Origin of the sequence: Sporolactobacillus sp. KGMB 08714 (assembly GCF_036598985.1) — a bacterium.
Taxonomy (GTDB): Bacteria; Bacillota; Bacilli; order Bacillales; family Sporolactobacillaceae; genus Sporolactobacillus.
In genome coordinates this window covers 61,045-87,498 of record NZ_JAUUBW010000013.1, presented here as the reverse complement: position 1 = coordinate 87,498, position 26,454 = coordinate 61,045, and the positions used below count along the sequence as shown (strand labels likewise).

Annotated in this window: 20 protein-coding genes; 14 read left to right on the top strand and 6 right to left on the bottom strand. The window is 43.6% G+C overall.

What is annotated here, in order from left to right:
• Window positions 1–393 precede the first annotated feature (393 nt).
• The 11 genes from Q6A92_RS08035 to ppsA all read left to right on the top strand — a co-directional run bounded on the left by Q6A92_RS08035 (window position 394) and on the right by ppsA (window position 14,815).
• The gene (locus tag Q6A92_RS08035) at window positions 394–828 is read left to right on the top strand and encodes a hypothetical protein (RefSeq protein ID WP_332237637.1); all 435 of its coding nucleotides are present in this window, start codon (window positions 394–396) and stop codon (window positions 826–828) included.
• A 207-nt stretch (window positions 829–1,035) separates the two neighbouring features.
• Complete coding sequence (locus Q6A92_RS08030) at window positions 1,036–1,809, top strand: hypothetical protein (RefSeq protein WP_332237636.1); 774 nt, start codon at window positions 1,036–1,038, stop codon at window positions 1,807–1,809.
• A gap of 333 nt (window positions 1,810–2,142) precedes the next feature.
• Window positions 2,143–2,319, top strand: coding sequence for a hypothetical protein (locus Q6A92_RS08025; RefSeq protein WP_332237634.1), 177 nt, complete (start codon window positions 2,143–2,145; stop codon window positions 2,317–2,319).
• Between the two features lie 365 nt (window positions 2,320–2,684).
• A complete protein-coding gene (locus Q6A92_RS08020; RefSeq protein WP_332237633.1) occupies window positions 2,685–5,549 on the top strand; it encodes a sigma-54-dependent transcriptional regulator in 2,865 nt (954 codons plus the stop codon).
• Between the two features lie 257 nt (window positions 5,550–5,806).
• Window positions 5,807–6,304, top strand: coding sequence for a PTS system mannose/fructose/N-acetylgalactosamine-transporter subunit IIB (locus tag Q6A92_RS08015; protein ID WP_274401052.1), 498 nt, complete (start codon window positions 5,807–5,809; stop codon window positions 6,302–6,304).
• 186 nt (window positions 6,305–6,490) lie between these two features.
• Entirely contained in the window at window positions 6,491–7,468 is a 978-nt protein-coding gene (locus tag Q6A92_RS08010) for a mannose/fructose/sorbose PTS transporter subunit IIA (RefSeq protein ID WP_332237632.1), read from the top strand.
• A 35-nt stretch (window positions 7,469–7,503) separates the two neighbouring features.
• Window positions 7,504–8,307, top strand: a complete 804-nt coding sequence (locus Q6A92_RS08005) for a PTS mannose/fructose/sorbose transporter subunit IIC (RefSeq protein WP_274401157.1) — start codon at window positions 7,504–7,506, stop codon at window positions 8,305–8,307.
• A 16-nt stretch (window positions 8,308–8,323) separates the two neighbouring features.
• Entirely contained in the window at window positions 8,324–9,235 is a 912-nt protein-coding gene (locus Q6A92_RS08000) for a PTS system mannose/fructose/sorbose family transporter subunit IID (RefSeq protein ID WP_274401054.1), read from the top strand.
• Between the two features lie 144 nt (window positions 9,236–9,379).
• Entirely contained in the window at window positions 9,380–9,763 is a 384-nt protein-coding gene (locus Q6A92_RS07995) for a DUF956 family protein (protein ID WP_274401055.1), read from the top strand.
• Window positions 9,764–10,021: 258 nt separating this feature from the next.
• On the top strand, window positions 10,022–10,321 hold the full coding sequence (locus Q6A92_RS07990) for a hypothetical protein (protein ID WP_274401056.1): 300 nt from the start codon (window positions 10,022–10,024) through the stop codon (window positions 10,319–10,321).
• A gap of 1,878 nt (window positions 10,322–12,199) precedes the next feature.
• The gene (gene ppsA, locus Q6A92_RS07985) at window positions 12,200–14,815 is read left to right on the top strand and encodes a phosphoenolpyruvate synthase (protein ID WP_332237630.1); all 2,616 of its coding nucleotides are present in this window, start codon (window positions 12,200–12,202) and stop codon (window positions 14,813–14,815) included.
• A 1,175-nt stretch (window positions 14,816–15,990) separates the two neighbouring features.
• Here ppsA and Q6A92_RS07980 read toward each other — a convergent pair.
• The 3 genes from Q6A92_RS07980 to Q6A92_RS07970 form a co-directional block, all read right to left on the bottom strand.
• A complete protein-coding gene (locus Q6A92_RS07980) occupies window positions 15,991–16,803 on the bottom strand; it encodes an alpha/beta fold hydrolase (RefSeq protein WP_274401059.1) in 813 nt (270 codons plus the stop codon).
• Between the two features lie 270 nt (window positions 16,804–17,073).
• Window positions 17,074–17,970 carry a LysR family transcriptional regulator gene (locus Q6A92_RS07975; RefSeq protein WP_332237628.1) on the bottom strand — a complete coding sequence of 299 codons (897 nt, stop codon included), beginning with the start codon at window positions 17,968–17,970 and terminating at the stop codon, window positions 17,074–17,076.
• Between the two features lie 14 nt (window positions 17,971–17,984).
• On the bottom strand, window positions 17,985–18,269 hold the full coding sequence (locus Q6A92_RS07970) for a hypothetical protein (protein WP_332237626.1): 285 nt from the start codon (window positions 18,267–18,269) through the stop codon (window positions 17,985–17,987).
• A 465-nt stretch (window positions 18,270–18,734) separates the two neighbouring features.
• On the opposite strand from Q6A92_RS07970, the gene Q6A92_RS07965 reads away from it, so the two are divergent.
• Entirely contained in the window at window positions 18,735–19,118 is a 384-nt protein-coding gene (locus Q6A92_RS07965) for a VOC family protein (RefSeq protein ID WP_274401062.1), read from the top strand.
• A gap of 364 nt (window positions 19,119–19,482) precedes the next feature.
• On the opposite strand, the gene Q6A92_RS07960 is transcribed toward Q6A92_RS07965, so the two are convergent.
• The 3 genes from Q6A92_RS07960 to Q6A92_RS07950 all read right to left on the bottom strand — a co-directional run bounded on the left by Q6A92_RS07960 (window position 19,483) and on the right by Q6A92_RS07950 (window position 24,367).
• Window positions 19,483–20,898, bottom strand: coding sequence for a PQQ-dependent sugar dehydrogenase (locus Q6A92_RS07960; protein ID WP_332237625.1), 1,416 nt, complete (start codon window positions 20,896–20,898; stop codon window positions 19,483–19,485).
• A 658-nt stretch (window positions 20,899–21,556) separates the two neighbouring features.
• Entirely contained in the window at window positions 21,557–23,080 is a 1,524-nt protein-coding gene (locus Q6A92_RS07955; RefSeq protein ID WP_443029704.1) for an AMP-binding protein, read from the bottom strand.
• Between the two features lie 711 nt (window positions 23,081–23,791).
• A complete protein-coding gene (locus Q6A92_RS07950) occupies window positions 23,792–24,367 on the bottom strand; it encodes a class I SAM-dependent methyltransferase (protein WP_274401065.1) in 576 nt (191 codons plus the stop codon).
• A gap of 247 nt (window positions 24,368–24,614) precedes the next feature.
• Between Q6A92_RS07950 and Q6A92_RS07945 the strand changes: the two genes are divergently transcribed.
• Entirely contained in the window at window positions 24,615–24,995 is a 381-nt protein-coding gene (locus Q6A92_RS07945) for an iron chaperone (protein WP_443029703.1), read from the top strand.
• Window positions 24,996–25,937: 942 nt separating this feature from the next.
• The gene (locus Q6A92_RS07940; RefSeq protein WP_274401067.1) at window positions 25,938–26,414 is read left to right on the top strand and encodes a flavin reductase family protein; all 477 of its coding nucleotides are present in this window, start codon (window positions 25,938–25,940) and stop codon (window positions 26,412–26,414) included.
• The last annotated feature ends 40 nt before the right edge of the window (window positions 26,415–26,454 follow it).

Here is a 26,454-nt window from a genome sequence, read left to right as displayed (position 1 = left end):
TAATAGGCCTAAAAAAACAATGTGATACGTAAAATACGGATTGAAATAAGCTATGTGGGTTTCCTAAACCGTGCGTCGGCACTAATGCTGAGTGCTCTCTAATCGACAGCTTACCTGTTACTTTACTATGCACGTGGAAACGATAGTAATGATGACAAATAGTGGTTTAAAGGGCAAATAAAGCAGTTCTGCCACTCTATTTATGTCTAGTAATTTTGAGCAAGAACGAACAAAAAAGTACGAATTTTGGTCCGCTTTTTGGGCCGCTTCCATAGATGCCACCCCATAATGAATAGCAGACAGTTTATTGCATGAGGTATAGATTGCATTTATACTAATTAAAAGCTATAGAATTTTATAAGTAAATGTCAATACATAGGAGGAGGCCGCCAAATGAAAAAGCCTATGAAAGTGAGGCCGTGGCATTTTTGGCTGGTTGCCGCGTTTTTTCTGTTTCTATATGGGATGGGCATTTATGATTTTATTATGATTCACAGCGGCAGTGCGGAAGAATATATACTTGAAAAATTTGAACCGCCAGCAGTTGCCTATTTCGCGAACTACCCGATTCTGCCGCTTTTCTTTTGGGCGGCTAACCTCGCGGCGGGTGCTGCTGCTCCGCTATTCCTGTTGCTGCGTCAAAGGATTGCGGTATGGCTTGCCCTTGTTTCAGCGATATCGGATCTGGTTTTGATGTTCATAACGTTTACCTTTATGAATCGCTGGAACGCAATCGGTGCGGGAAATTCCGCCTTTGATATTGGAATAGCAATTCTGACATTTGCAGAGTTCGCTTATTGCAAATGGTATTTCAGACGAAAAACATAAAAAATATTCATCCTGCGTGACGATTAATTGAAAGAGGTCGATCAGAGTTCATCAACTTCTTTCATTTTTATTTGGTCGGTTGGCGAGTGATGGTTCGGATGTTTTTCGGATTTTTAAAGGGTTGGCTGTACAAGCCGGATGTCGGCATGAACATGAGATGACAGTGGGGATATTATCGATATCTGAATTCATGAAGGATGAGAACAAATGAATGGTCAAATGTATCAGATTTGCTGTATTACTGCAGCAGTAAAAAAAGCATTAAAAGAGAAATCCGTACTATCATATACTCCGCTTAAATATGAAAATAGGGTTGAATTTCAGTTTCTGCCGGAAAAGAAACTGTTCAGTACGAAGAAATACAAAGCAGAAGATGCATCGGCATGGTATAAATATTGCTTAAAAAAAGGGCTCCGGGATATTAAATTTCTTGCTCCCGTTGCCGTTCAGGACCGCAATCTTCTTAGTTTTTCAAATACAACACAAAGCTCTATAGTATGTTTTTACAGAGGAAGCAAAGTGACTTATTTTACTGCAAACTGGGAATTTGATTCCGCCCAAAAGGCATGGAATATTCTTTATACGGAACAAGAATGGAATAAGGCTCCTAAGGGAAAACCGCATTTTGAAAATAATAGCGACAGTTTCAAAAGTGTTTTAACCGAAATAAAGGAATTTGCTCAAAGGATTGATTGTGACAGTTTTGCCGAAGTGTTTCAAAAGGCTCTCGACATTTTGTTAGGTTCGACTGATTATACTGACATCAAATATAATAGGCCCTTTCCGGGAATCCCAAAACAAAATCTACATCTTTTTGAGGCGGCCAGTACTGCCGATGTTTTTGGCGCAATGGGTTCCTGGAACGACAGTCCGCCATATATGGCATATAAAAAAGGGATGGATAAAGAGTACGATTCTTTATCCGCTGAATTGCTCAAACAAGTCAGACTCGCAATGTTATATGCAATTAATGAATGGTAATTTTCTTACCATCAATTTTTGAAAATAAATTCAGACGACTTATCTAAGCTCTATATCTGGCGTATATTTGCAATGATATCACAAACCGCTTAGCTTCTTGAAATGCAGCGCAAAAAAGATATGTTTAAAATTCTGTTATGCCAAATAAAATTTCTGAACTTAAAGTAATAGTAATTCCCGTAGCTGTGGGCTGTAAAAGAGCGGCGATTGACTGACGTGTCGGCGCAACGCAATGAATCTCAAGAGAAAAATCTGGATTTCATCTGTGAGAGGAGACACCCGGATGGCAGCAAAACAAGAAATACACGGTTTTGCCGTGCGCTGGCTTGAAAAGTGTCGCACGAAACGGTAACGGAAGAAGATGTTTCAAAAGGCTTTGCCGAAGAGTGCTTTTCTCTTGGTTTTGAAATGGACGGCGGTAATTCTTTCATGGAAGCATTCCCGGATACAGGGGTATTTCAGGATTACCGGCCTCTGGATCAAATCATCGATCAAGTGCAGACCTTTTGACCTCTGCCATTTTTTCAAAATGGCGGTATATTACCCATTGGTCGTATGGTGACAGCCTGCTTTCGCCGGAGAACAGGCCCTTGTTCATCATTGCGTTTGCACGTTTGGCATGGCTGACCGGAACAATCGGCTTGTTTCAAGAGGCCGGGTCTTATCATCAGAATTCAGTATTAGTGTGTTGGATATAAGGACATTAAAATAAAGAGCCGCCCCGTTGTTTGGCATTGGGACGGCCCTTTTCTTACTGAGATATGAAGGCTGAAAACTATCAAGTAAAATTTGGTATTCAAGAGGATGAACTCGCTTATTTCTTCAAATTGTGATACACTAACAAAATGTAATTTAGTTAAAAAGGCGGGCATAGAATGACACGGCGTGAAAGAGTTTTAGCATATCTGGAAAAGCGCGCACTGAGTATGGCTCAAAGTGTTACAACTAGCGAAATATCCGAGGCTATCGGTGTGCTTCGCCCGAATGTCAGCAGGGAATTAAATCGGCTTGTCAGAGAGGAAAGAATAAAGAAGACAAACGGCCGGCCGGTTCGTTATTTTGTGAATAATGCAGCCGGGCAACGTAAAAACAGGATACAGCAGAAACCCAACGTCGGGTTTGCAGGGGATGCTCGTATCGCTGATCAAAGCATTAATGAGAAATATATTGCAAATAAGGACGAAGTGGATGTTTTTAAGAACATGATCGGTAGTCGCGGCAGCCTGAAGAATCAAGTCGAACAGGCTAAAGCAGCTTTGCTTTATCCGCCGCACGGACTGAATACGCTGATTATTGGGCCGACAGGATCCGGTAAAACGTATTTCGCTAATAAAATGTATCATTTTGCTCTGGATAGGGAGATCATTTCCAAAAAGGGATTTACTATATTCAATTGTGCGGATTATGCACACAATCCGCAGTTATTGATGTCGCATCTGTTTGGCTATGTCAAGGGGGCTTTTACCGGCGCCAACGAGGATAAAGGCGGCCTGATTCAGGAAGCCGACGGCGGAATACTTTTTCTTGATGAAGTACATCGCCTGCCTCCTGAAGGGCAGGAAATGATTTTTTATTTTATGGATCATGGAACGTACAGCCGTTTAGGCGAAACTGCCAAAGTTCATCATGCGGACGTCAGACTTGTTTACGCAACGACTGAAGATCCGGAAAGTTCATTGCTGCAGACTTTTGTCCGCCGTATCCCGATCATCATTCAACTGCCGGGCTTTAACCAAAGAAGTGCACGTGAAAAGCTGCAATTATTAGAACAATTATTAACGCTTGAAGCTAATCGTATCCATAAAAATATTCGTTTAAGTGAGGATGTCGTTCAGGCATTGCTGGGGAGTGTAACCTACGGTAATGTCGGGCAGTTGAAATCTAATATTCAATTAGTGTGTGCTCAAGGTTTCTTAAATAGCATGCATGATAAGGATGAAATTACCCTGCTTTTCAGCCAGCTGCCGCCTAATATCAAAGACGGGCTTTCCAACCTGGCTAATAATCGGCAGGAACTGGGGAATCTGAGCCGTCTGCTTGAACCGACGATGGTGATCAAGCCCGATGCCAAGCGCGGCCTGCCCGACATCGACAGTTATGAACTGCCTTATAATCTGTATGAAATCATCGGTGATAAAGCTGCGCTGCTGAAAGACGAAGGGCTGGATCAGGCAGCGATCAATAACTTCATTATGACCGATATCAATCTGCATTTAAAATCTTTTTATCGTCAGGGAAAGTTGGAAAAAACAATCAGCAGTCTAAATGAGATCGTTGATCAGGAAATCATTGACTTAACAGAGCAGATCCAGCGGCTGCTTCAGGAAAAAGAGAATTATCCGGTCAGGGATAATTTCATTTATGCGATGAGCTTGCACATCAGCTCTTTTATTAAACGGGTCCAGTCAGGGAAACCGTTGCGCAATATTTCGGCTGATTTGATTTCAATGGTCCATGATTATCCGACCGGACTCAAAATTGCCGAGCGAGTGAAAGACTTGATCGAGGATCATTATCGATTTCCTATTCCTGAGTCTGAAGTTTATTACATGGCGATCCTTTTGGTCTCTTTAAAATCAGAATCTAAAACTGGAAAAGTTGGAATCGTTGTGGCAGCCCACGGTAACAGTACCGCATCCTCCATGGTGCAGGTTGTCTCGCAACTGCTGTCTGTCGATAATATTGCCGCATATGATATGCCGCTTGAAATGAGTCCTAAAGTCGCATTGGACGGCATTGCGTCACAAGTTAAAAATATCGATCGGGGCAACGGCGTTTTACTCTTGGTCGATATGGGATCTCTCAGTACATTCAGCAGTAAACTGAGAGAGAAAACGAATATCCCTGTCAAAACGATTGATATGGTGACTACGGCGATGGTGCTGGAAGCAGCCCGCAAAACAGCATTGATCGATAGTGACCTTGAAACAGTGCATCGGGAATTGCGTGAATTTGACGGCTATTCACGAACGATCGGCAAAGTCCGGAAGAAGAAGAATCCTGTTCAGAAAATATCGGATCAGAGAGCGAAGGCTATTATTGCGATTTGTTCGACTGGTGAGGGAACAGCGAGGAGAATTAAGGATCTGTTAGATAAGATATTAGTCGATAATCTGATCGATGATATCACCGTGATCACGGTTTCAGTCGTAAATATGAAAGAGCAAATTGCTAAGATTCAGGAAAATTATCAAATCGTGGCCACAACCGGTGTTGTGAAACCCAAAGTTTCAGCTCCGTTTGTTTCATTAGAGAATCTGCTGCAGGGCGGCGGCGAGAGTTTTGTCAGTCTGATTGAAGAAATAAACAACAATCATACGGCACGTGAAACAGAGACTCTGGAACATTCGGAGTTGTTAACGGAAGAAATGAGTCGGAAATATTTGGGACAGTACTTTACATTCATTAACCCCGCAAAAATTGTAAGGATATTGTGGAATTATTGCGATTTTATTCAGCAGCGCAGTCAGTCCAGAATGTCAAATGCTTTCAGAATTAGTTTGATCATGCATATGGCAGGGGCGCTTGAGCGTTATCTGACCCGCTCGGAAATGAGCGTCGATGAGCAGAGGCTGTCCAGAGTCAGAACGGAAAAACTATTTCCTATCGTTAAACAGGCGAATGAGTTTCTGAATGAAACACTTAATATCAATCTTTCAGATACAGAAACGTATTATATCGTCGAATTATTTAACACAGAAAAAGAGAAAACGACACACAAAACAATTGACACACTATGAAAGTGTGTCAATTGTTTTTTTATCAGCGGAGAAAACCGGTTGTACCAGCTCTTTTATATGACACACAAAAATGGCACGTAATTTGCTTGGAGTAAAGTGTGGTTGTTCTCTGAGACGTTTGTGCCCTTCGTAGTTTGAAACCCGAATCATGAAAGCGTTATGGCGTACTCAGGGTGATGTACTTAGATGACTTACTTGGCGAAGGTGGAGGGTGATAGTGGCTGTTTTGGCAGCACTGGAAATGATGGTGAATGGTTATGACGATGGATGTTCGTTTATTACGTATTGACAGCCGCCTGCTGCATGGACAGGTTACGACTAACTGGGCTAAAACTCTCCATGTGAATCGGATCTTGGTTGTGTCGGATCGTGTGGCGCGCGATCTGATCCGCAAGACATTGATTGTGCAAGCCGCACCTCTTGGAATCAGGGCAAATGTCATCACGGTGGAGAAAATGATAAGACTCTATCATGATCCGCGTTTTGACGTTTTGAAACCTATGATTCTGGTTGAGGATCCGGTTGATGCAAAATCTGTTGTCGAAGGCGGCATAAAGATTGATTCTATCAATATTGGTGCCATTAGTTTTGACAATACACGGGTAATGGTTACCGATACGATAGCTGTTAATGCAGCCGATGTGGAAGCTTTCAAGTGGTTTCATGACCGCGGTATCAGGCTTGATGTCCGCAAGGTTTCCAATGATAGTTCTAAAAATCTTTGGAAATCGCTTTCCGAAAAAGGCTTGGTGTAAATCAAACAATTTTTAAATTTTCTGCATGCTTTGCTGCGTTCTTCCCTGACCATGAAAGGTGGTGAGAAGCGTTTCGGCGCGGCAAATCGGTCCGGTATGTTGTTTCAATTTTTTAAAGTGATAACAGAACTGGAGGCTTTAGTTCATGTACTAAAGCAAAAATATTTATATAGGAGGTATTAAACAATGGTTGGTATTATCCTAGCAAGCCACGGCGGTTTTGCTGAAGGCATTTTCCAATCCGGCTCAATGATTTTTGGAGAGCAGGAGAATGTCAAAGCTGTTACTTTAATGCCAAACGAGGGTCCTAATGACGTTAAGGCAAAGATGAAAGAAGCCATTGCCTCTTTCGACGATCAGGAAGAAGTCCTGTTTTTAGTCGATCTTTGGGGCGGTACACCTTTCAACCAAGCCAACAGCTTGTTTGAAGAGCACAAAGACAAATGGGCAATCGTTGCTGGCATGAACTTACCGATGTTGATCGAAGCATATGCTTCACGTTCATCAATGAACACAGCGCGTGAAATTGCTGCGCATATTCTTGGCACAGCTAAAGATGGGGTCAAAATAAGACCTGAAGAATTGGAGCCGGCCAAGGCAACCGCTGCAGCCGCTGCTCAACAATCAAAGAAAGGCGCTCCCGGTAAATTTAAATACGTGTTAGCACGTATCGACTCTCGTTTACTTCATGGACAAGTAGCGACCGCCTGGACCAAAACGACACAGCCTACACGTATCATCGTTGTATCTGATGCAGTGGCCAAGGATGACCTTCGTAAAAAATTGCTCCAGCAGGCCGCTCCGCCAGGCGTTAAAGTACATGTTGTTCCCGTTGAGCAAATGATCAGACTTGCGAAAGATGATCAGCACTTCGGCGGCCAGCGCGCGCTGCTCCTTTTTGAAAATCCGCAGGATGCACTTCAGGCGGTTGAAGGCGGCGTTCCATTGAAGACAATCAACGTTGGTTCTATGGCGCACTCAGTTGGTAAAGTTCAGCCGAACAAGGTACTGGCCTTTGACCAGAATGATATTGATACGTTTGCTAAGTTAAAAGAAGCCGGTGTGGACTTTGATGTACGTAAGGTTCCAGCCGATTCGAAAGCCGACATGGATGAAATCATCAAGAGAGCCCAGGATGAGTTAAATAAAATAAGACACTCTTAAGTATCAGGAGAAAAGGAGGATTACCAATTATGGATTTGAATGTTATTCAAATAATATTAGTCGCTATCATAGCATTTCTTGCCGGTATGGAAGGAATCCTGGATGAATTTCAATTCCACCAGCCGATCGTCGCCTGTACGTTAATCGGCTTAGTTACAGGAAACCTGGTCCCCTGCCTTATCTTAGGCGGTACGCTTCAAATGATTGCGCTGGGCTGGGCAAATATCGGTGCCGCTGTAGCGCCTGATGCCGCATTGGCTTCAGTTGCATCTGCAATTATTTTAGTTCTCAGCGGGCAAGGCAGTGCCGGTGTATCTTCTGCGATTGCGATTGCCATTCCGCTTGCCGTTGCCGGTTTATTATTAACCATCATCGCCCGTACGATTGCGACCGCATTTGTACACTTTATGGATGCTGCGGCTAATGAAGGAAACTTCAGGAAAGTTGAATTATGGCACATCATCGCTATCTGCATGCAAGGGGTACGTATTGCCATCCCGGCTGCATTAATTTTAGCCGTTGGTGCCGGCCCTGTTAAGGCTTTACTGGCGTCTATGCCGACATGGCTGACAGCCGGATTGGCCATCGGCGGCGGCATGGTCGTAGCTGTTGGTTATGCAATGGTTATTAACATGATGGCGACAAGAGAAGTATGGCCATTCTTCGCGATTGGTTTTGTATTAGCGACGATTTCACAAATCACACTTATCGGCCTTGGTGCTATCGGTGTTGGCCTTGCCCTTATCTATTTAGCGCTTTCCAAACGGGGCGGCGGTTCAGGTAATGGCGGAAACTCAAACACTGGTGATCCGCTAGGCGATATTATTGATAATTACTGAGAAGGAGGGGGACAAAATGGCAGAAAAACTGAAACTATCAAAGAAAGATCGTCTGTCTGTTTGTTGGCGTTCAACATTCATTCAGGGTTCCTGGAACTATGAACGGATGCAAAACGGTGGCTGGGTATACTCACTGATTCCCGCAATCAAAAAATTGTATAAATCTAAAGAAGATCGTTCGGCCGCGCTGAAACGTCACCTGGAATTCTTTAATACGCACCCTTATCTGGCGTCGCCTGTCCTTGGTGTTACTTTAGCGCTTGAAGAAGACCGCGCCAATGGTGCGCCGGTTGACGACGTAACCATTCAAGGGGTTAAGGTCGGTATGATGGGGCCTTTTGCAGGTATCGGCGATCCGGTCTTCTGGTTCACGGTCAGACCTATCCTGGGTGCGCTGGGGGCTTCTCTGGCGATGACCGGCAACATACTCGGACCGATTATTTTCTTCTTGGGATGGAATATCATTCGTATGGCCTTCATGTGGTATACACAGGAATTCGGCTACAAAGCCGGTACGAGAATTACTGAAGATTTATCCGGAGGATTGCTTCAGGATATTACTAAAGGTGCATCAATCCTTGGTATGTTCATCCTTGGTGCATTGGTCAACCGCTGGGTAGCTGTAAAATTCACGCCGGTTGTCTCTCAAGTGAAGCTTTCTAAGGGTGCCTATATTGATTGGAACAGTTTACCTGCCGGAGCGCAGGGAATTAAAACTGCGCTGGAACAGCAAGCCTCCGGTCTTTCGCTGGACGCGACGAAAATAACGACTTTGCAGAACAACTTGGATAGCTTAATTCCCGGCTTAGCTGGACTGGCATTAACATTTCTCTGCATGTGGCTGCTTAAGAAAAAAGTTTCTCCAATCATTATGATTCTTGGGTTGTTCGTGGTCGGTATCGTCTTCCACTTAATCAACTTAATGTAATTGTGTGTAATTTAGTATACATGTCACAGCTAATTGATTTATTCTAATCTACTTGATCGCTCGGGAATACCCGGGCGATATTGCTTAATTATAGGAAAAAAAGTATGATAAATAAATATGACTAAAAGGAATGGAGCAAAGAAAATGGTTCAATCCATTAATACCAAAGTCGATTTTGTAACCGATGCGACCTCTTTTATGGGACTGACTGATTATGGTAAAATCATGATTGGCGATAAAGGATTTGAGTTTTATAATGACCGGGATACTCGAAAATACATCCAGATCCCCTGGGATGAACTCGATTATGTCGTTGCTTCAGTTATGTTCAGGGGCAAGTGGATTCCCCGCTATGCAATACGAACGAAGAAAAATGGAACCTACTCTTTTTCTTCTAAACATCCGAAAAAAGTTTTGCGTGCAATCCGTAAATATGTTAATCCGGAACGGATGGTTAAATCGCTGACGTTCTTCCAAGTCCTCAAGCGCGGCCTGAAATTCAAGCTTGGCCGAAAAAGAAGTAATTAATGTCCTGCAGCGGACATTTGCGAAGACTATCCATTACCGTCAGCCGAAAATTTTTCTTACAGAAAGCTTTAAAAACTCATGGCTGTTGTCGTGAATGATTTCTTTCTAAGTAAATAAATGAGTGTTTTCAGCCAAGTTCGCATCAAAATCGGATAGTATAGATCAAGTAAATTTTAAGGAAATATTGTTTTTTAGAGATTATGAACACCATGCTTGTCATTTGTTTTAAAATTACTTTGAAGGTCAGGAAGAGAGTGTATGTTTGGAATTGTTGAGGTAAAAGAAAGGCACAATATTCAATATTATTTTGCGGACGTCATGATTGTGAGCAATCGTTTTCTATTGATCAATTCTTTGGACCAGGACTTAAAACCTTTTAAAGAACAAATAAATTTATTAAAGATAATGGATAGCATTCGAGTGTCGTTTGTTGATCAAATAAAAACTTTAGCATTTACTTTACAGGAAATTCAATATTTATTCACGGATTCAGGCGAGGCACTGGCGACTTACATTGAAAAGGAGATCAAAAGAATAAAAAGAGAGGCTCTGTCTTAGTTCCATTGTCTGGGAGATTGATGCTTTGTGTGGAGAAATTAAAAAAAAGGGGAAAACTGAGGCTTTGTGAATTAAGTGTTCAAAAAGCGGCGGAAAAATGATAGAAATCCCAATAATTATTTCCGGCATTGAAAAAATGATGATTTGCTTTTAACTTTATCCTAAAACAGAAAAACGTTCTGAATTACTTTTTCTGCCGGAAACACTCTGTGTGCACATTGAATGTTCACGTTTACTTACAAGAAAATAAAAATTTTTTATCTATCGCCGGCCATCATTGCATCTTATGCTGGATACTTTGCCTCTCTCAGGAGTTCAAATTCCTTCGATCTCAGTGCCCCAGGCGGTCTCAGCAGCTTTTTCATAGGCTGCGCGAGGCATATTATTTGAGGAATCAATGCTCAATATTTTACCGTTTCCGTTTGCCTCAATATCAAATAAACGTGGATTAACAATAACATTTGCAGTTCCCTTTTTACATTTATATGAACTTCAGAAACTTGCATGGTTAAGTTCAGCTTATCTGATTCCTGAGTTATTGCTGGAGCTGATGACAATGGAGATAATGAACATATTAAAGAGAAGGAGTTTGCTGCACAATCCAGTAAACATTCTATCCTTCTTACTTCCCGTTTTATTACATACCCCGTGCCCCGTATTCGTACGTATGGAAACGTCGGATTTCAGCTGTTTCAATTTTTTTCGTAAAAGCGATACATGGTTTTCTACTCTTATGATAAGCTCCCTGCCCTTAGCGTTGAATATTTATCATCAAGATCCGTTGAGTATAATAGAATAATGAGCCATATCGCGCTGGAGCAATAAACCCAATCGAAGATTTTCAATTCACTCATATTTTGATAAAATGATCATGTTCGATGGGGATATCTCCGGTGGACTGCAGACTTGTGCGGCCCGTGTGTGAAACTATTTTCAAAATCGCGGCAATACTAATATGGTTCGACAGAGTCGATAAAGAGGAATGATCCCTGTACCCATTTTGGCATAACGATACCACAGTACAAAGAGGAGTTTCATTTGGAGGCAAAATCAAAACTCATTCTCATAAAGCTTTTACACACGGCAATATGGCTGTTTTATGTTTTTATCATACTATATACTCTCTATGCGGCAATCATCGATAGAATTGATTCCTATTTTTTAATTGCCGTTTGCTTGGTCCTGATTGAGGGCGTAATTTTACTTATAAATGGCTGGCGCTGTCCCCTCACCCGGATCGGAGAACAGTATAGTAAAGACATTTCGGCCGGCTTTGATATTTTTCTTCCCCGATGGTTGGCGAAGCACAACAAAACAATCTTTACGATCATATTCTCTGCCAGCATAATCCTTGCTGTATATAGAATTTTGACTTGATGTTTATGATTTGCTTTTTTCTGTTTTCGTTTAGGGGCAATTCTTTTGTGCTGCAAAGGATGCGGCAGGGAACAGTTCTTTTGTCGCACCTATTCCGTAAGGTGCAAAGCATGTTTAAAAAATGCGGGCCAATCTATTCAACAATCAGGCTGTTCTATGGAGTAACGAAAAAATCCGATTTTCCGCATTAAATTAAGAAAATCGGATTTTTATTTGGGAATTTGCTTTAATGTTGTAAATTTCTTATTTGTTGATTCTGTGAGCTTATTCAGCAAACTGTTTCAGCTCGTTAAATACTTATTATTTGCTTATCCAAGGAAACCCTATCAATCGGAGTGTATTTTTAATGCCTACACCCCTCCATTTTAATTATAACATGTAAAAAATCAAAATGGCAGACTGTTTGTTCTTATTTGTCAATGCTATAATGCAATAGCCCGCTGAAGTATGGTTGCGGGGGCGTTATGGAATTCAAAAAAGGATTGCCGGGGAGGTAGCCATATGGGTTCCTATGTATTTGGCTTTCAGGACATTGACAAAACGAAACGGATGGTTGTCGGGGGGAAAGGCGCGAATCTGGGGGAGCTTGCCAAAATTGAAGGGATAAGCGTGCCGGACGGCTTTTGTATTTCTACGGAAGCCTTTAAAAGAATCATTGGAGAAACGGCAGCGCTTGACGGGTTACTCGGACAGCTATCGTTTCTCAAGGCGGCAGACCGGGATAAAATCGCTGAACTTAGCGGTGAGATACGCAGAGCTATCGAAGAGGCGGCTATCCCTGAAGACATGGCGGAAGAGATCACCCGTTTCCTCACCGGACTGGGTGAAAAAGAAGCCTATGCCGTACGATCCAGTGCAACGGCAGAAGATTTAGCGGCGGCCTCCTTTGCCGGTCAGCAGGATACGTATTTGAACGTTATCGGCAGGGCGGCCGTTCTCAGGCATATCCGCAAGTGCTGGGCCTCCCTGTTTACCGAAAGGGCAGTCACTTACCGTCTGCAAAACGGCTTCGACTCTCGTAAAGTCTGCTTGTCTGTGGTTGTTCAGAAGATGGTTTTCCCGCAGGCGGCAGGAATTTTGTTTACAGCCGACCCCGTCACGTCCAACAGAAAGGTCTTGTCCATTGATGCCGGTTTCGGACTGGGTGAGGCCCTGGTCTCCGGTCTCGTGAATGCCGATCTCTATAAAGTGCGCAACGGCCAGGTGATCGCTAAGAAGACAGCCGCCAAGAAGCTGGCTGTTTATGCTCGAAAGGACGGCGGCACAAAAGCACAGGAGGTTGAACCCGGGCGGCAGAACAGGCAAGTGCTGACAGATGAACGGATTTTGCGGCTTGAGCGCCTGGGCAGAAGGATCGAGGCGCATTTCGGCCGCCCCCAGGACATCGAATGGTGTTTGGCTGATGATACATTTTATATTGTCCAGAGCCGGCCAATTACTACTTTGTACCCCACACCTGAAGCGCATGATCAGGAGAATCACGTTTATGTATCTGTGGGTCACCAACAAATGATGACCGACGCCATGAAACCATTGGGATTGTCTTTTTTCCTGTTGACGACCCGTGCACCCATGCATAAAGCCGGCGGCAGGTTGTTTGTTGATGTGACACATATGCTTGCTTCGCCGGACAGCAGAGAGATTTTATTAAATACCATGGGACAACACGATCCGCTTATGAAAGACGCACTCACGGTCCTGATAGAGCGGGGAGATTTTATAAAAATATTGCCGGATGATAGAAAAGAATTGAATTCGGATAAAAACAATAAAGGCATGCCGTCTTCGGATTTTCGAGCACAGATTGAAAACAATCCGGCTATCGTTTCTGATCTGGTTAAGCGCAGTCAAACATCAATCGCAGAGTTAAAACAAAACATCCGGACGAAATCGGGCCCGGATTTATTTGATTTTATTCTGGAAGATATTCAGGAGTTAAGAAGGATTTTATTTGACCCGCAGAGTTCGCGTGTGTTTATGGCTGCTATGGATGCTTCATTATGGATCAATGAAAAAATGAATAAGTGGCTGGGCGAAAAAAATGCGGCAGACACGCTTTCCCAGTCTGTGCCGAATAATATTACCTCGGAAATGGGTCTGGCGCTGTTAGATGTCGCCGATGTGATTCGTCCTTATCCGGAAGTCATTGATTATTTACGCCATGTAAAAGGTGATAACTTTTTGGATGAACTGGATAAGTTTGACGGCGGACGGGAAACCCGGGATGCCATCCATGCTTATCTCAACAAATACGGGATGCGATGCAGCGGGGAAATCGATATGACGAAACCTCGCTGGAGCGAAAAACCTGCCGCACTGGTTCCGATGATTCTCAGTGATATCAAAAATTTTGAACCGAAGGCCGGCCGTCGGAAGTTTGAGCAAGGGCGGCGCGCTGCTTTGCAAAAAGAACAAGCGTTACTCGATCGATTGAAGCAATTGCCGGATGGTGAGCGAAAAGCCAAGGAAACAAAACGAATGATCGATCTGATCCGGAATTTCATCGGTTATCGCGAATATCCAAAATACGGCATGGTCCACCGCTACTTCATTTACAAGCAGGCCTTGCTGAAAGAAGCCGAACAGCTTGTACAAGCAGGCGTTATTCGTGAAAAGGAAGATATTTACTATCTCACTTTTTCAGAACTTCGCGAAGTCGTCCGCACAAATCAACTGGATGATCAAATCATCGGCCAACGAAAAGACGAGTACACATTATATGAAAAACTGACGCCGCCACGTGTGATCACATCCGACGGTGAGGTCATTGCCGGTGCGTACAAACGGGAATATCTCCCAACCGATGCGATTGCGGGTCTGCCTGTTTCTGCCGGAGTGATCGAGGGACGGGCACGTGTCATCTTAAATATGGAAGATGCCGATCCGGAGGATGGCGATATATTGGTCACGTCTTTTACCGACCCGAGCTGGACGCCGCTGTTTGTATCCATAAAGGGTCTGGTCACCGAAGTCGGCGGGCTGATGACCCATGGAGCAGTCATTGCACGTGAGTACGGCTTACCGGCGGTTGTCGGGGTAGAAAATGCGACCAAATTGATCAATGACGGACAGAGAATCCGGGTCAATGGAACGGAAGGCTATGTAGAAGTTTTATAATAAGGAAGATGCTTCCATTTTCCCTGAGAGTTAAATAGAAAGATTAAGAAGGCGGCCCGATCAGGGTCGCTTTCTTAGAAGGAGGACATTTTCTGCATGGGGAGATGCAGAATGCGCAAGATCAAAACGAAGGAGACAGTCAACCACATAAAAATTTGCCTGGGCGAATGAGCAGAGCTATAAAATTCGATAAGACATAGACAGAAGCGACATTGTGATCCGCTTATGTTTTATATAATGGGTATCCCCTCAACTCATGTATCCAGTCAGGCTGCGGCGTGAAAGCGCCGTCTGTTCCTCTGAACTTTCATGCGAACGTTTTGGAGCGATAAACTCCTGAGGGGGCGATACTCCGCCGGAACAGGGCGAATGGCAACCATCTTAGGGCGATAGTCCGCTGCTTTAGGGCGATTCATTCTTTTTTCAGGGCGATAAACTCCTGACGGGGCGATACTTTGCCGGAACAGGGCGAATGGCGGCCATATTGGGGCGATAGTCCGCTGCTTTAGGGTGATTCATTCTTTTTTCAGGGCGATAAACTTATAACAGGGCGATACTCCGCCGGAACAGGGCGAATGGCGACCAGTTTGGGGCGATAGTCCGTTGCTTTAGGGCGATACATTCTTTTTTCAGGGCGATAAACTTATAACAGGGCGATACTCCGCCGGAACAGGGCGAATAGCGGCCATATTGGGGCGATAGTCCGCTGTTTTAGGGCGATACATTCTTTTTTCGGGGCGATACACTCTTGATGGGGCGATACTCCGCCGGAACAGGGCGAATAGCGGCCATATTGGGGCGATAGTCCGCTGCTTTAGGGCGATTCATTCTTTTTTCGGGGCGATAAACTTATGACAGGGCGATACTGCCGGCGGCCCGGCTGTATGGATTGGATTTCAGTTTCCTATCGGCCGTCAACGGTGTTTAATCGATCATCAGCAGGTTCACCCGATTTATCAGCCGGGACAGAAATTTATCGACTATCGCAGAAGTTTAGTAATCGCGGAAACGTTCCGCCTTTCAAGAGATAGTTTCAGGAAGAGTCGATTAATAATTGACGGCAGGCACAGCAGGACACTCATATTTTATATTAAATGAAGGAGGGGCTGCCCGACAGCAGAACGATACTTTCGGATCAGCCCCTGTAAGAAGTTTATTTTTTTAATAGCTATCCATTAATCTACAAATTTGCTCAGAACATTGACAAACAGTTCCGGTTCCTCTCTAAAAAGAGCATGTCCGCATTTTGGGAAAGCAAAGGTCTCGGCACTATTAATGGATTCCTTCAGAAATTGACTGTTATCCGCATTATAGAGGCAGCTCTCTGCCCCATAGGTGATCAATGTCGGCACCGTTATTTTCGGAAGCACATCCCTATAATCCTTGGAAGTCATGGATATCCACATCCGTACCATGACATTGGGAGAATTTTTATAGGCCTCCTCTAAACACCAGGTATAGTCTTCCTGATCCCTGACGCCCGACTTGGCAAAAATGGCCCGAATAAAACCGTCTGAAAAGGCATGCCAATTTTCATTCATGGCTACCAAAACATTAAAATTATCTTCCGTGCTGTATTTTCCATACAAACCTTTCGTCCATTTATCGTCTGTAATCAACTTAGGCGACATATCGATAAAAACAATCTTATCCAGCTTATTACAGTCAAATTGTTTAATATAGTCAAAAATAATATGCGTTCCCATTGACCAGCCGACAAGTGTAACATTATTTAAATTAAGATAGTCTAAAAGGTTTTTTAGATCCTGAGAATATCTGTCAATTGTGTAGCCGTCGTCAGGAACTTCAGATCGTCCATGACCTCTTAAATCATACGTAATGATCCTGTACTTTTTCTTTAGTTCCGGCGTAACTTTGTTAAAGTGCTCATGATGACAGGACCAGCCATGTATTAATACGATCGGCTTTCCTGTTCCTTCATCGGTGTAGAAAATCTTGGCATTGTCATCGGTTAAAAAATAACTCATATAAAACACCACCTTTGTCATAAATGATTGATCATGAATGTTGCATAAAAATATGGACAAACTGTTTATAAGCGAATGTTATTTCCCGGCAGAATTTATTTTACAGCCTTTACAATCTGCCCATATTGTTATTTTTTTCACAATAAAGAGCAGTATTTTCTCCTTCCCGATGATTTTGCCAACAGTCATCAGCTCATCATGTAAACGTTTACAAATTGAGTGTAATCTTAGTTAGATATTAAGGCAAATACATAAAATTCATACATAAAATTACTTTTTGTTATAAAACTCTTTTTCCACAAAACGGATGAATGCTCTCATGGCATAAGTCACATAGTGTCCCTTTTTCAGGATCATTATCACCCTCCATTTAAAAATCGGATCATCAATAATCACTTCTTTAATCGAAGGAATAGAGGCTTTGAATTCTTTAAGAATAGGCCGAGGCAGGATAGAAATTCCCTGATTATACGAAACCATTCGAACGATTAAATCCCATTGCGAAGTCTGAAAATCTACATTGGCCTCGAATCCCGCTTTGCGGCAGGCGTAAAGAATATGATGATGAAGCATATAACTATCATCCAAAAGGATAAATCTCTCATTTTTTAAGTCTTTTGTATTAATTTTTTGTCTGCAGGCAAGAGGGTGATCTTTATTCACGAGTAGAACACTCAGATCATGCGTGACTGGATAAACGTCGACTCTTTTCTCATCAACCGGCATGATAACAAATCCAATATCAATGAGTCCATTCAGAATCTTTTCCTGAACTTCCTCAGCTCCAGCTTCTACAACGTTCAATTTAATATCCGGGAACATACTTTGAAATCCGGAAATCACTTTGGGAAAATAGACGGTGCTGATTACTGGAGGTATTCCTACCGCGACGTTGCCCTTTTTTAGATTAATGGTATCTTCGATCGACTTTGACAGATTTTCAACAGATTCCAATATCTTACAAGATTCTTCAACGATGCTCTTGCCGATATCTGTAAGCTCGGGATTCCTTCTCGAATGAATGAAAATGGGAACGCCGAGTTCTATCTCAAGATTTTTAATCATTTTACTTAAAGCAGGTTGTGAAACATGTAACTTTTGGGCTGCAACAGTATAACTTTTTTCTTTTGCAATTTGAGTTAAGTACATCAATTGCCGAATTTCCATCTTGACCCCTCCATTCATTGATAAATATTAATCTTAATCACTCGACTTTTTGCAGAGTAAAAATTTGGAAAAATTGCTTCATCAGCATCTGCGAATGGAAGGCTAGACGAGATAAAAGACACTTCATTTTTTGCATGTGCCGCAACGCACTTCCAAATAAGATGAGGCCTTCTTTGGATAATAGAGAATAATCTCCAAAAGGAGTCGACAAGACCGGTGAATTTACGGCCAATGTCTGTCGTGATGCCGTGAGACACTTGATCCAATAAAGAACCGTTTCGATCCTCCGATTGTTTCATCGCATACTCTGCCGAATTCGGATTCTTGCCGTTAATCTTTTTAGGAAGATCATGAAGCGGGAATTGAATTCTGCCAGCGCCGGGAGCACATCATCTTCGTTATACCTAACTTATTTGATCTTACAACCGGGCACAAAAAAACAATGTGTTCTCTTGCACAGCTTCATGCCTGAAACAGCGGATTCAATTTCCAGTTTTCAGGTCTCCTGAAGACGGGCGTATAAATACTCCAATTTTGGGCTTCCTTCGGCTTCACGGCGCCTGCAGCTTTCCCCCGCTGGGTATGCTGAGCTGCCCATCACCGTGAGCATAAATTTGGGTGCGGAGCTTTCTTTAAAAATTTGCTGAGAGGATGGATAAAGTTATAAAATCAGATCAGGACTTCTGTCTAATGTTTGGATTATCTTGCCTGCCGAACTGCCGGCACAGCAATGTTTGTCATAAAAGTCAATGGAGGTAAACAGTATGAAAATCATTGTTACCAGTATTTTCGTCGAAAATCAGGACAAGGCCCTGGCGTTTTATTCGGAAAAGCTGGGGTTTGTAAAAAAGGAAGACATTCCCGCCGGAGAATATCGGTGGATCACGGTTGTTCCGTCCGATGATCAGGACGGAACCGAGCTTGTACTTGAACCGAATGACCATCCTGCCGCAAAGGAATATCAGAAAAGGATATTTGCCGACGGCATCCCGGCAACAATGTTCGGCGTTGCGGATGTCCGCAGGGAATACAAACGATTAATGGAAAAAGGCGTGAAGTTTACGATGGAGCCGACGGAAATGGGTGAAGTCACACTGGCTGTTTTTGACGATACATGCGGCAACCTTATTCAGATCGTGCAGAAGTAACGCCATGGCCGGTTCTAAACGACTTTGCCGGCAGTTTTCTGGCGAAGTGTTTTTTATCAAAAACTAAAATAACGTTCTTTATTGGCCCTGTCCGATTATTAGGATGGGGTTCTATACCTCTTTAAGGCCTGAAAAGGTCTGTCAGTCAACAATAAAAATATAATATCGCGAACACGCCTAAACTAACGGACATTGAGGCTGCTCAATGATAGTTACTCATTGTAGAAAAAATCGACAGCAGTTATCAACAAAGCTTACTTTAAACTCCCTGAGAATAAGCAGATCAATGACTGCCCTTCCGGTTTGTTCTATATTCTGATTCAATAGATCGCGGAAGTGGATTGATCCGGCGTTCAGCTGTGAATCAAGGAACGATTTCAAAAACAGTGCCTTGGTTAAAATCAGTCACTTTCATAGAACCATAAACCCCGAGGTAGAGTTTAGTCTGCTCCTGATTCGCTCCTAAACTCACGTAATAAGCCGGTTGGGGCCCAAAGTTATCATCAGTTTCAATCACGCCAAAATCATTTAATTTACCATCTGTTCTGGCTCTGGTATAGGCTAGGACACCTCTAGCCGGAGATTGAGATTCCTGACTCCGGGCCAGATCGGTAAACACAAGGTTCCCCGATAAATCAGGAATTTCATTTCCTGTATATGGCTGGAGCCCTGTAAGTGCCGTCGCGCTGAACTTGTCAGGCCGGCGATCTTCATGAAAATAACTGGTTAAAGGCGAAAGACGCCGTGCGGAAGTTTTTACTGCTTCATCGTAGTAAGCAATTATTTTCTCATTCAAATGCGGGTCTGCAGAGCCATTTCTTAGTGTCGAAGTAGGAAAAGCCCCTTCCCATCCCCGCCAGCCAAAGTTAATCAATCCCTGCTGATCGGGTTCGGATTTTATTAAAAAAGCTTGAATGAGCTGAGCAATCGGTATCGGCTTATAATCAACGAAGGAGAAGATCGATTCGGTCAGGTCCTGTCCGACATTCGCCGCGTATTTAATATACTGTTTATAATAGCTTTGAAATGAGATACCCGGTATATTGCGAACCCCTTTGGCCATGACCGACAGCATTTCCTGAATCGGTGCCGGAAGTTCATTGAAACGCGTCGCTGCGGGCGGATTATCGATAAAAGTTTGCTTAACGACGTCAATTTCAATGATTTTACCAGCGATCTCCATATCAGCCTGGCTCAGATTAAAGGGATCATAGCCTGATCCGCCGTCTCCGGTTGTTAAAACAAGTTTTCCTGTTTCCGGTGAAAAGTTTAAACTATTGACGCCGTTATGATTTAAAAAGGGTCTTCTTAAATTAAGTAATGTCCGTCGTTTTTGGGATTGGCCGTTCGATTGTAGGGCCCATTCCTCGACGGTATCAATATGATCGTATTGACTTTCTCTGTTTATCCATTTTAGGTTTAAGGTTCCGGGATCGCGCGGGTCAGGCTTAAAGGGGTCTGAAAGAGCGCCCGGGCCCTGTGTTCCGGCTGCTGAATAATGAAGATAGAACAACCCGTTATAGTAAAATTGAGGATGAAATGCCAGCCCCAGCAGTCCCCGTTCATCATATCCGCCGCTGGAAGCTCCCAGTTTTAAGATTCGCGGGCGAATATCTAAAAAGGTTCTGATAACGCCATTTCCTATGCAGAAGATCTCCCCCGCCTGGGTGGCAATAAATAATCTTTCGATTGAATCGCCCGGAAGTCTTGTCGTTTTTAAAACAGTGGGCAGATTTATCTTACTGACAATCGGCCGCAAACCGACTTTAACTTTGATCAACTCACGTTATCCTCCCTGCAGTGTTTTCTTAAAAGCATATGATGGAAAGCATTCCGTTAGTATTCCATTGAAATCGGGTGATGCGAGTATTCGAAGGCGCTTTTGTTTCCTGTTATCTCATGCCGGTTCTTCAGCGGCTGCTCAGGCATTTCTTTTATAGAAAGGGCGGCATTACGGCCGGGGCAGTACCGCAGAGATTATATTCGGGGAAACGGCCGTCAAAACCTGTTATACAAAAATTAACCTAAAGGAGTTGGTTATTATAAAGGATAAGGACTCACTATTAAGGTGAAAGGGGGAGCGGGATGAACATACGCTTATCAGGGCCAAACTATCGGCCTCTTCAAGCCCCGTTCCCGCGATTGGCGGAGAAACGATCTTACGCTTTTTTATACCCCCCTATCCCGCCGGTTTGCCGTCGCAGAACACACGATATCTGATTTTTCCGATGAATAAAAGAATCTTGCGGCATAAAAATTCCCCTTCAAATGAACAGATTTTATGATTTCATCTGTCAACCCAGAGGGGGAACTTATCACAGTTGGGCAATCAGCCGATGAGACAGACAGCCTCTGCAGCTTAGAAAATCTCCTGCTTCCTGTTTTGATTAAAAAGGAGCCATCCGCTTCCGCGTATAAAAGAGGATGATGCCCCCTTTTCACTCTGAATGATTTTTCGCTAAATTCTCCAGCTTCCAGTAATTAGGCTTTCCGCTGCCCAGCAGAGGAACCTCCGATAAATGGTCAATTCTTGACGGCGTGTATAATAATGATAATTTTTTGCTCTTGATAAACTTTTTAAATTCCCTTAATGAAACATCGGACAGGGTCGTGAACATCACAATTTGCTCGCCCTTTCGGGTGTCGGGGATGCTGACGGCATAAAAGACGGACTCACCGAAGCAATCTAATGCTAATTCCTCAACCTTATTCAGGGAGATCATTTCACCGGCAATTTTGGCAAACCGTTTTAATCTTGATATGATCCGAATAAATCCATCTTGATCGATTTCAGCAATATCGCCGGTATTATACCATTCGCCGCAGGGAACAAAGCCTTTTTTGTGGATTAAATAGCCTTTCATCACGTTCGGTCCCTTGAGCAGCAAATTTCCGCCTTCTTTAACGCCCTCCACTTTGGCAATCTTCGCTTCCATCAACGGCATTAATTGGCCGACCGTTCCTTCTTTATAATGCTGAGGCGTATTCAGGGAAATGATCGGCGATGTTTCCGTTGACCCATAGCCCTCTAAAATGGTAATTCCGAATTTATTGTGATAGAGCTCCCTGACATCTTTCTGCAGCCTTTCGCCGCCTGCGACAACAATTCTTAACGTCTGTAATTGTTCTTTTGTCGCGAACTTGGCGTAATTCTCGAAAAATGTGTTGGTGGCAACAAAGATCGTACTTTTATCTTTTTGGATCGCTTTCGGAATCTCTCTGTAACTAAGCGGAGAGGGATAGAGAAACGTTTTAACACTTGTAATAAGAGGAAGCACTGAGCCGACCGTCATGCCGAACGAGTGAAACAACGGCAGCGGATTGAAAATGCGATCGCTCTCTCTGACCTCGATATGTTTGAAAACTTGCTTGATATTGGCAAAAATGTTCCGATGGGTCAGAACGACGCCTTTCGGTTTTGACTCTGTCCCGGAAGTGAACAGGATAATCTCTCCCTCCTCTCTTTTTTTAAGGCCGGATACTCTTGACTCGATCAATCCGGATATTTTGTGAAAGACGGAGATTCCGTTTGCTAAATCTTCCAGGTAAACAATTTTGACCTGTTTCTCCATCTCTTCAATCACATAGCCTAAATCTGCCTTTTTAACAAACTGTCTGGATGTGATAACAGTCTCTAAGGAAGCCGTTTCAATACAGTCGATAATGTTTTGCGTTCCCATCGTAAAGTTTAAAATACAGGGGTCCTGTTCATTTTTAAACAAAGAAAAGAGTACAACTACCTGGCCGACGACATTCGGCAAATAGATACCGACCCTTTTTTCACTTTTGAGGAGTTCGTTTATTTTTTTACTCATGATATTTACGGCAATAAGAAATTTTTTATAGGTGAAAGGGCCATTGGTGTCTTCGATGACGACTTTTTTAGGATGCAACTTGACTTGTTTGACCATTTCATCGAATAAATTAACTGAATCCGGTATCTCTAATGTCAAAATCTTCACTCCCAGTAAAAACATTCATTTTCTTAATTATAGTACCATTTACTAAAGCAAGGACATGCCAAACAGCACTTTTCGGACAATATCATGATCGTAAAAAGGCGACTACAGTTGAAAAGTACGAAAAAAGCATAAAAAATGTTTCATTGATCTCCAGCCGGCTATAGTATGGAGAAAAGCAGAGGCAGCCATCGGATTTGTTCTCCCTTGGAAAAACCGGAAAAGAAGCGGATGCCGGTCTGCACCGCTGAAAAAGATGAACTCAATGGATATTTTCACCAATAAAAATGCAGTGAACCGACCCGATGATCGGCGATAAATTCTGTTTCCGGTTTGCGGGATTACGGTATTCGGGAAAAACCGATCATTTGAATAAGGCGGGGAAGACGATGCCGAATCGTGAACAGGGATCTTTATTATTGAGAGGCCATCGTATCCGGCATGAATCGTTTTCAAAGGCCGGATGTGCCGGCGATGTATAAGTTTTGTACGTTGACAGATCGAGCCAGGGACAGAGCTTGATTATTCTCTGTCCTCGATTTTGGCAGGCTGTTAAGGCACAGGGTGCTATAAGAAAGAGAATCTTTAAAGCCGAAACGCCGCATCCGCCAAGGCTGTTACGAGGCTCTGTCTGTGCCGAAAATCTGACGGAACCGACGGCATGTCGCGAATCACACGTTTGCTCCTGCAAGATTCCGATACGGAAACAGTGCTTTATTTTTTTGTGAATATGAGGCCGAAATGATAGGGCGGCAGATCAAAAGAATCGAGCAGAGAGAATCCTTCCTGTTCCGCCCATTCACTGATCTTTTCGGGTGTCGGCCTGATCTCGAGTGAGGGTCCCCGCGGGGTGTCCCCGTATTTCCAGTGAATGACGCCCGCTTTACCGCTACTGCCCAGCAAATCGTAAGCCCCTTTCAGCAAGTCGAGCGGTCTTTCACAATGAAGAATATTAAAAAGCGTGATGTAGTCAACGTTTCCTATATATTTTCCAAGCCATTCGGCGCGATCCGCGGCGGACACATCCCCGCGGACGAGCGTGACATTTTTCAGCGTTTGCTCCAGTGCTTTTGCCCTGCAGGACTCAATCATCTCCGGATCGATATCGATGCCTACGGCCTGTCCGCCGATCCGTTTGGCAGCCGGTATTAAAAAAGTTCCGTATCCGCAGCCGACATCCATCAGTGTATGAATATCCCGCCCAATGCCCATCTGTTCAAGGATCTGATCCGGATCGAAAAAAGTTTTCCATAAATGTTCATCCGGCATGCCGGATTCTCTGTATTTCATCTCGATACACCACTTCTGTTTTTTATAGAGGCATTCACGATAAAATTTTTCCAATCTTAAATATAGCATATTGAGATGCCGGATTAGATCATTTATGCTTACCGTAAAAGATAAGCTTTTGCTCGTCCGGGGAATACGATTGATCACATCGGCATTAAATCTGCGTGTGGATTAAGAGGCTGAACGAGAGGGATTTAAAACGGCTGAATAAGACTTAAGGGGGGCATCCGTCATGGAGGACGGCAGAATGACATTTCCATCAATCGATGCATACATTTTACAATTTCCATCCGAAGTTCAGGACACACTGAGAACACTGCGAAAAGTGATCAAAGAGTCGGCACCGCTGGCAGACGAAAAGATCAGCTATCAAATGCCCGCTTTTGCTTTGCACGGAATTCTGGTATACTTTGCTGCCTATAAAAAGCACATAGGCTTTTATCCGACCTCCAGCGGAATCACTGCCTTTAAGCGTGAACTGTCGGCCTATAAAACGTCAAAAGGGGCGGTGCAGTTTCCGATCGGAAAGCCGCTGCCTTACGAATTAATCGGCAGGATTGTGAAATACAGAGTTGCCGAGAATAAAAAACGGGCAGAAGACAGATTGAAAAAGAGGCAGTCACATTGACCCGGAGAAAAAAATTGTATTCGGAAATTCCAGTGAGAGCATGAGCAGGATGCCGGTCCCGCTTTTTGCAGATACGCCTGTCTCCCATTCAGACTGAATGCTGTATCGCAAGGAGAAGGATGCCGGCTGATCCGAAACGAATCGCTGCCAGCTGTTACAGGAGAAATCTTGGTGATCACGAGACACGGGGATTTGATTTTTCCTGGACGCTCATTTAGCATTTTCTCTTCATTTGCAGGGTTCAATTTCTAATTGAATTATCGATGCAGAAAAAGCCCTTTCATTATTTTTCAGCGGCTTTTTGCAGACGTTTATGGCTATGCTAAAATCTGTCGTATTGGAGCCGGTCCCGGCCTTTAAACGGCCGAATCATTTTCGGTGCAGACATTTACGATTCTAGATATTTGATTGATTAGAAATATATCAATTATTCTCTATGGATGGCATTCCATCCGGAAAATGAATCTGTCCCGAGATAATGATTAGGACGTATATTTCTAATCCGGACCACGCTGAAGGGAAACCGCCGGGGCGGTCCGGCAGCCAGTCCGCAGATCAAGGCAAAAAATAATCCATCTTGCGCCTAACAAAGGATGGAAGACGGAATCGGACTTTCACATTTTGGAATGAATCCACAGCTGGGAAAGATGCCGTGGCCTTTTGTCTTTCTAATAGGGTATGTCGGATGCATGAACCTGGTTCAAAGATTATATTGGCATTAGCCGTGGCGCGCACGGCCAGGTTCACTATTTTTAAAAGCAATGCCTTCATGACCTGAAACACTTCCGCCGTTTCTGCGCGCCGGTTCACCGCTTCTTTTGAAAGAAAGCGTTCGCATGCTGCCGGCTGCTGCGTAGCATTGGACGTATCGGGAAAGTTTGCCCTATAATGATTTTATGAATAATTTGTGAAATCTACATGCTGAGAAAAGGGGAAACCAAGATGGATGCAAAAGCAAAGAAAACGGCTCTGCGCGGTATTACGTACGGTTTGTATCTTGTGGGGACAAAAGATGAAAAAGGAATCAACGCTTTCACAGGAAACTGGCTGACACAGACCTCTTTTGAACCGCCGCTGGTCGCCCTTGCCGTCAAAGCGGGCACACGTTCCCAGGAACAAATTGCGGCCGCCGGCGTGTTCAGCGTCAATATTCTGGAAACCGGACAGAAGGATATGGCTACCGCATTTTTCCGGGCTTTGGAACCGGAAGGCAATAAGCTGGCCGGATATGAATTTTATACCGAAGAAACGGGCTGCCCGATCTTCAAGGATGCGCTCAGTTATTTTGAATGCAAAGTTGTCGAGAAGGTGGAAAAGGGCGACCACTATCTATACATCGGCGAAGTAATCGGTGCCGGTGTGCATCGCGAAGGCGATCCGCTGACGATGAAGGAGACCGGCTTTTATTACGGCGGCTGATCATATCCTTATTTTCTGATTTTAGAAAAGGGGGTACAAT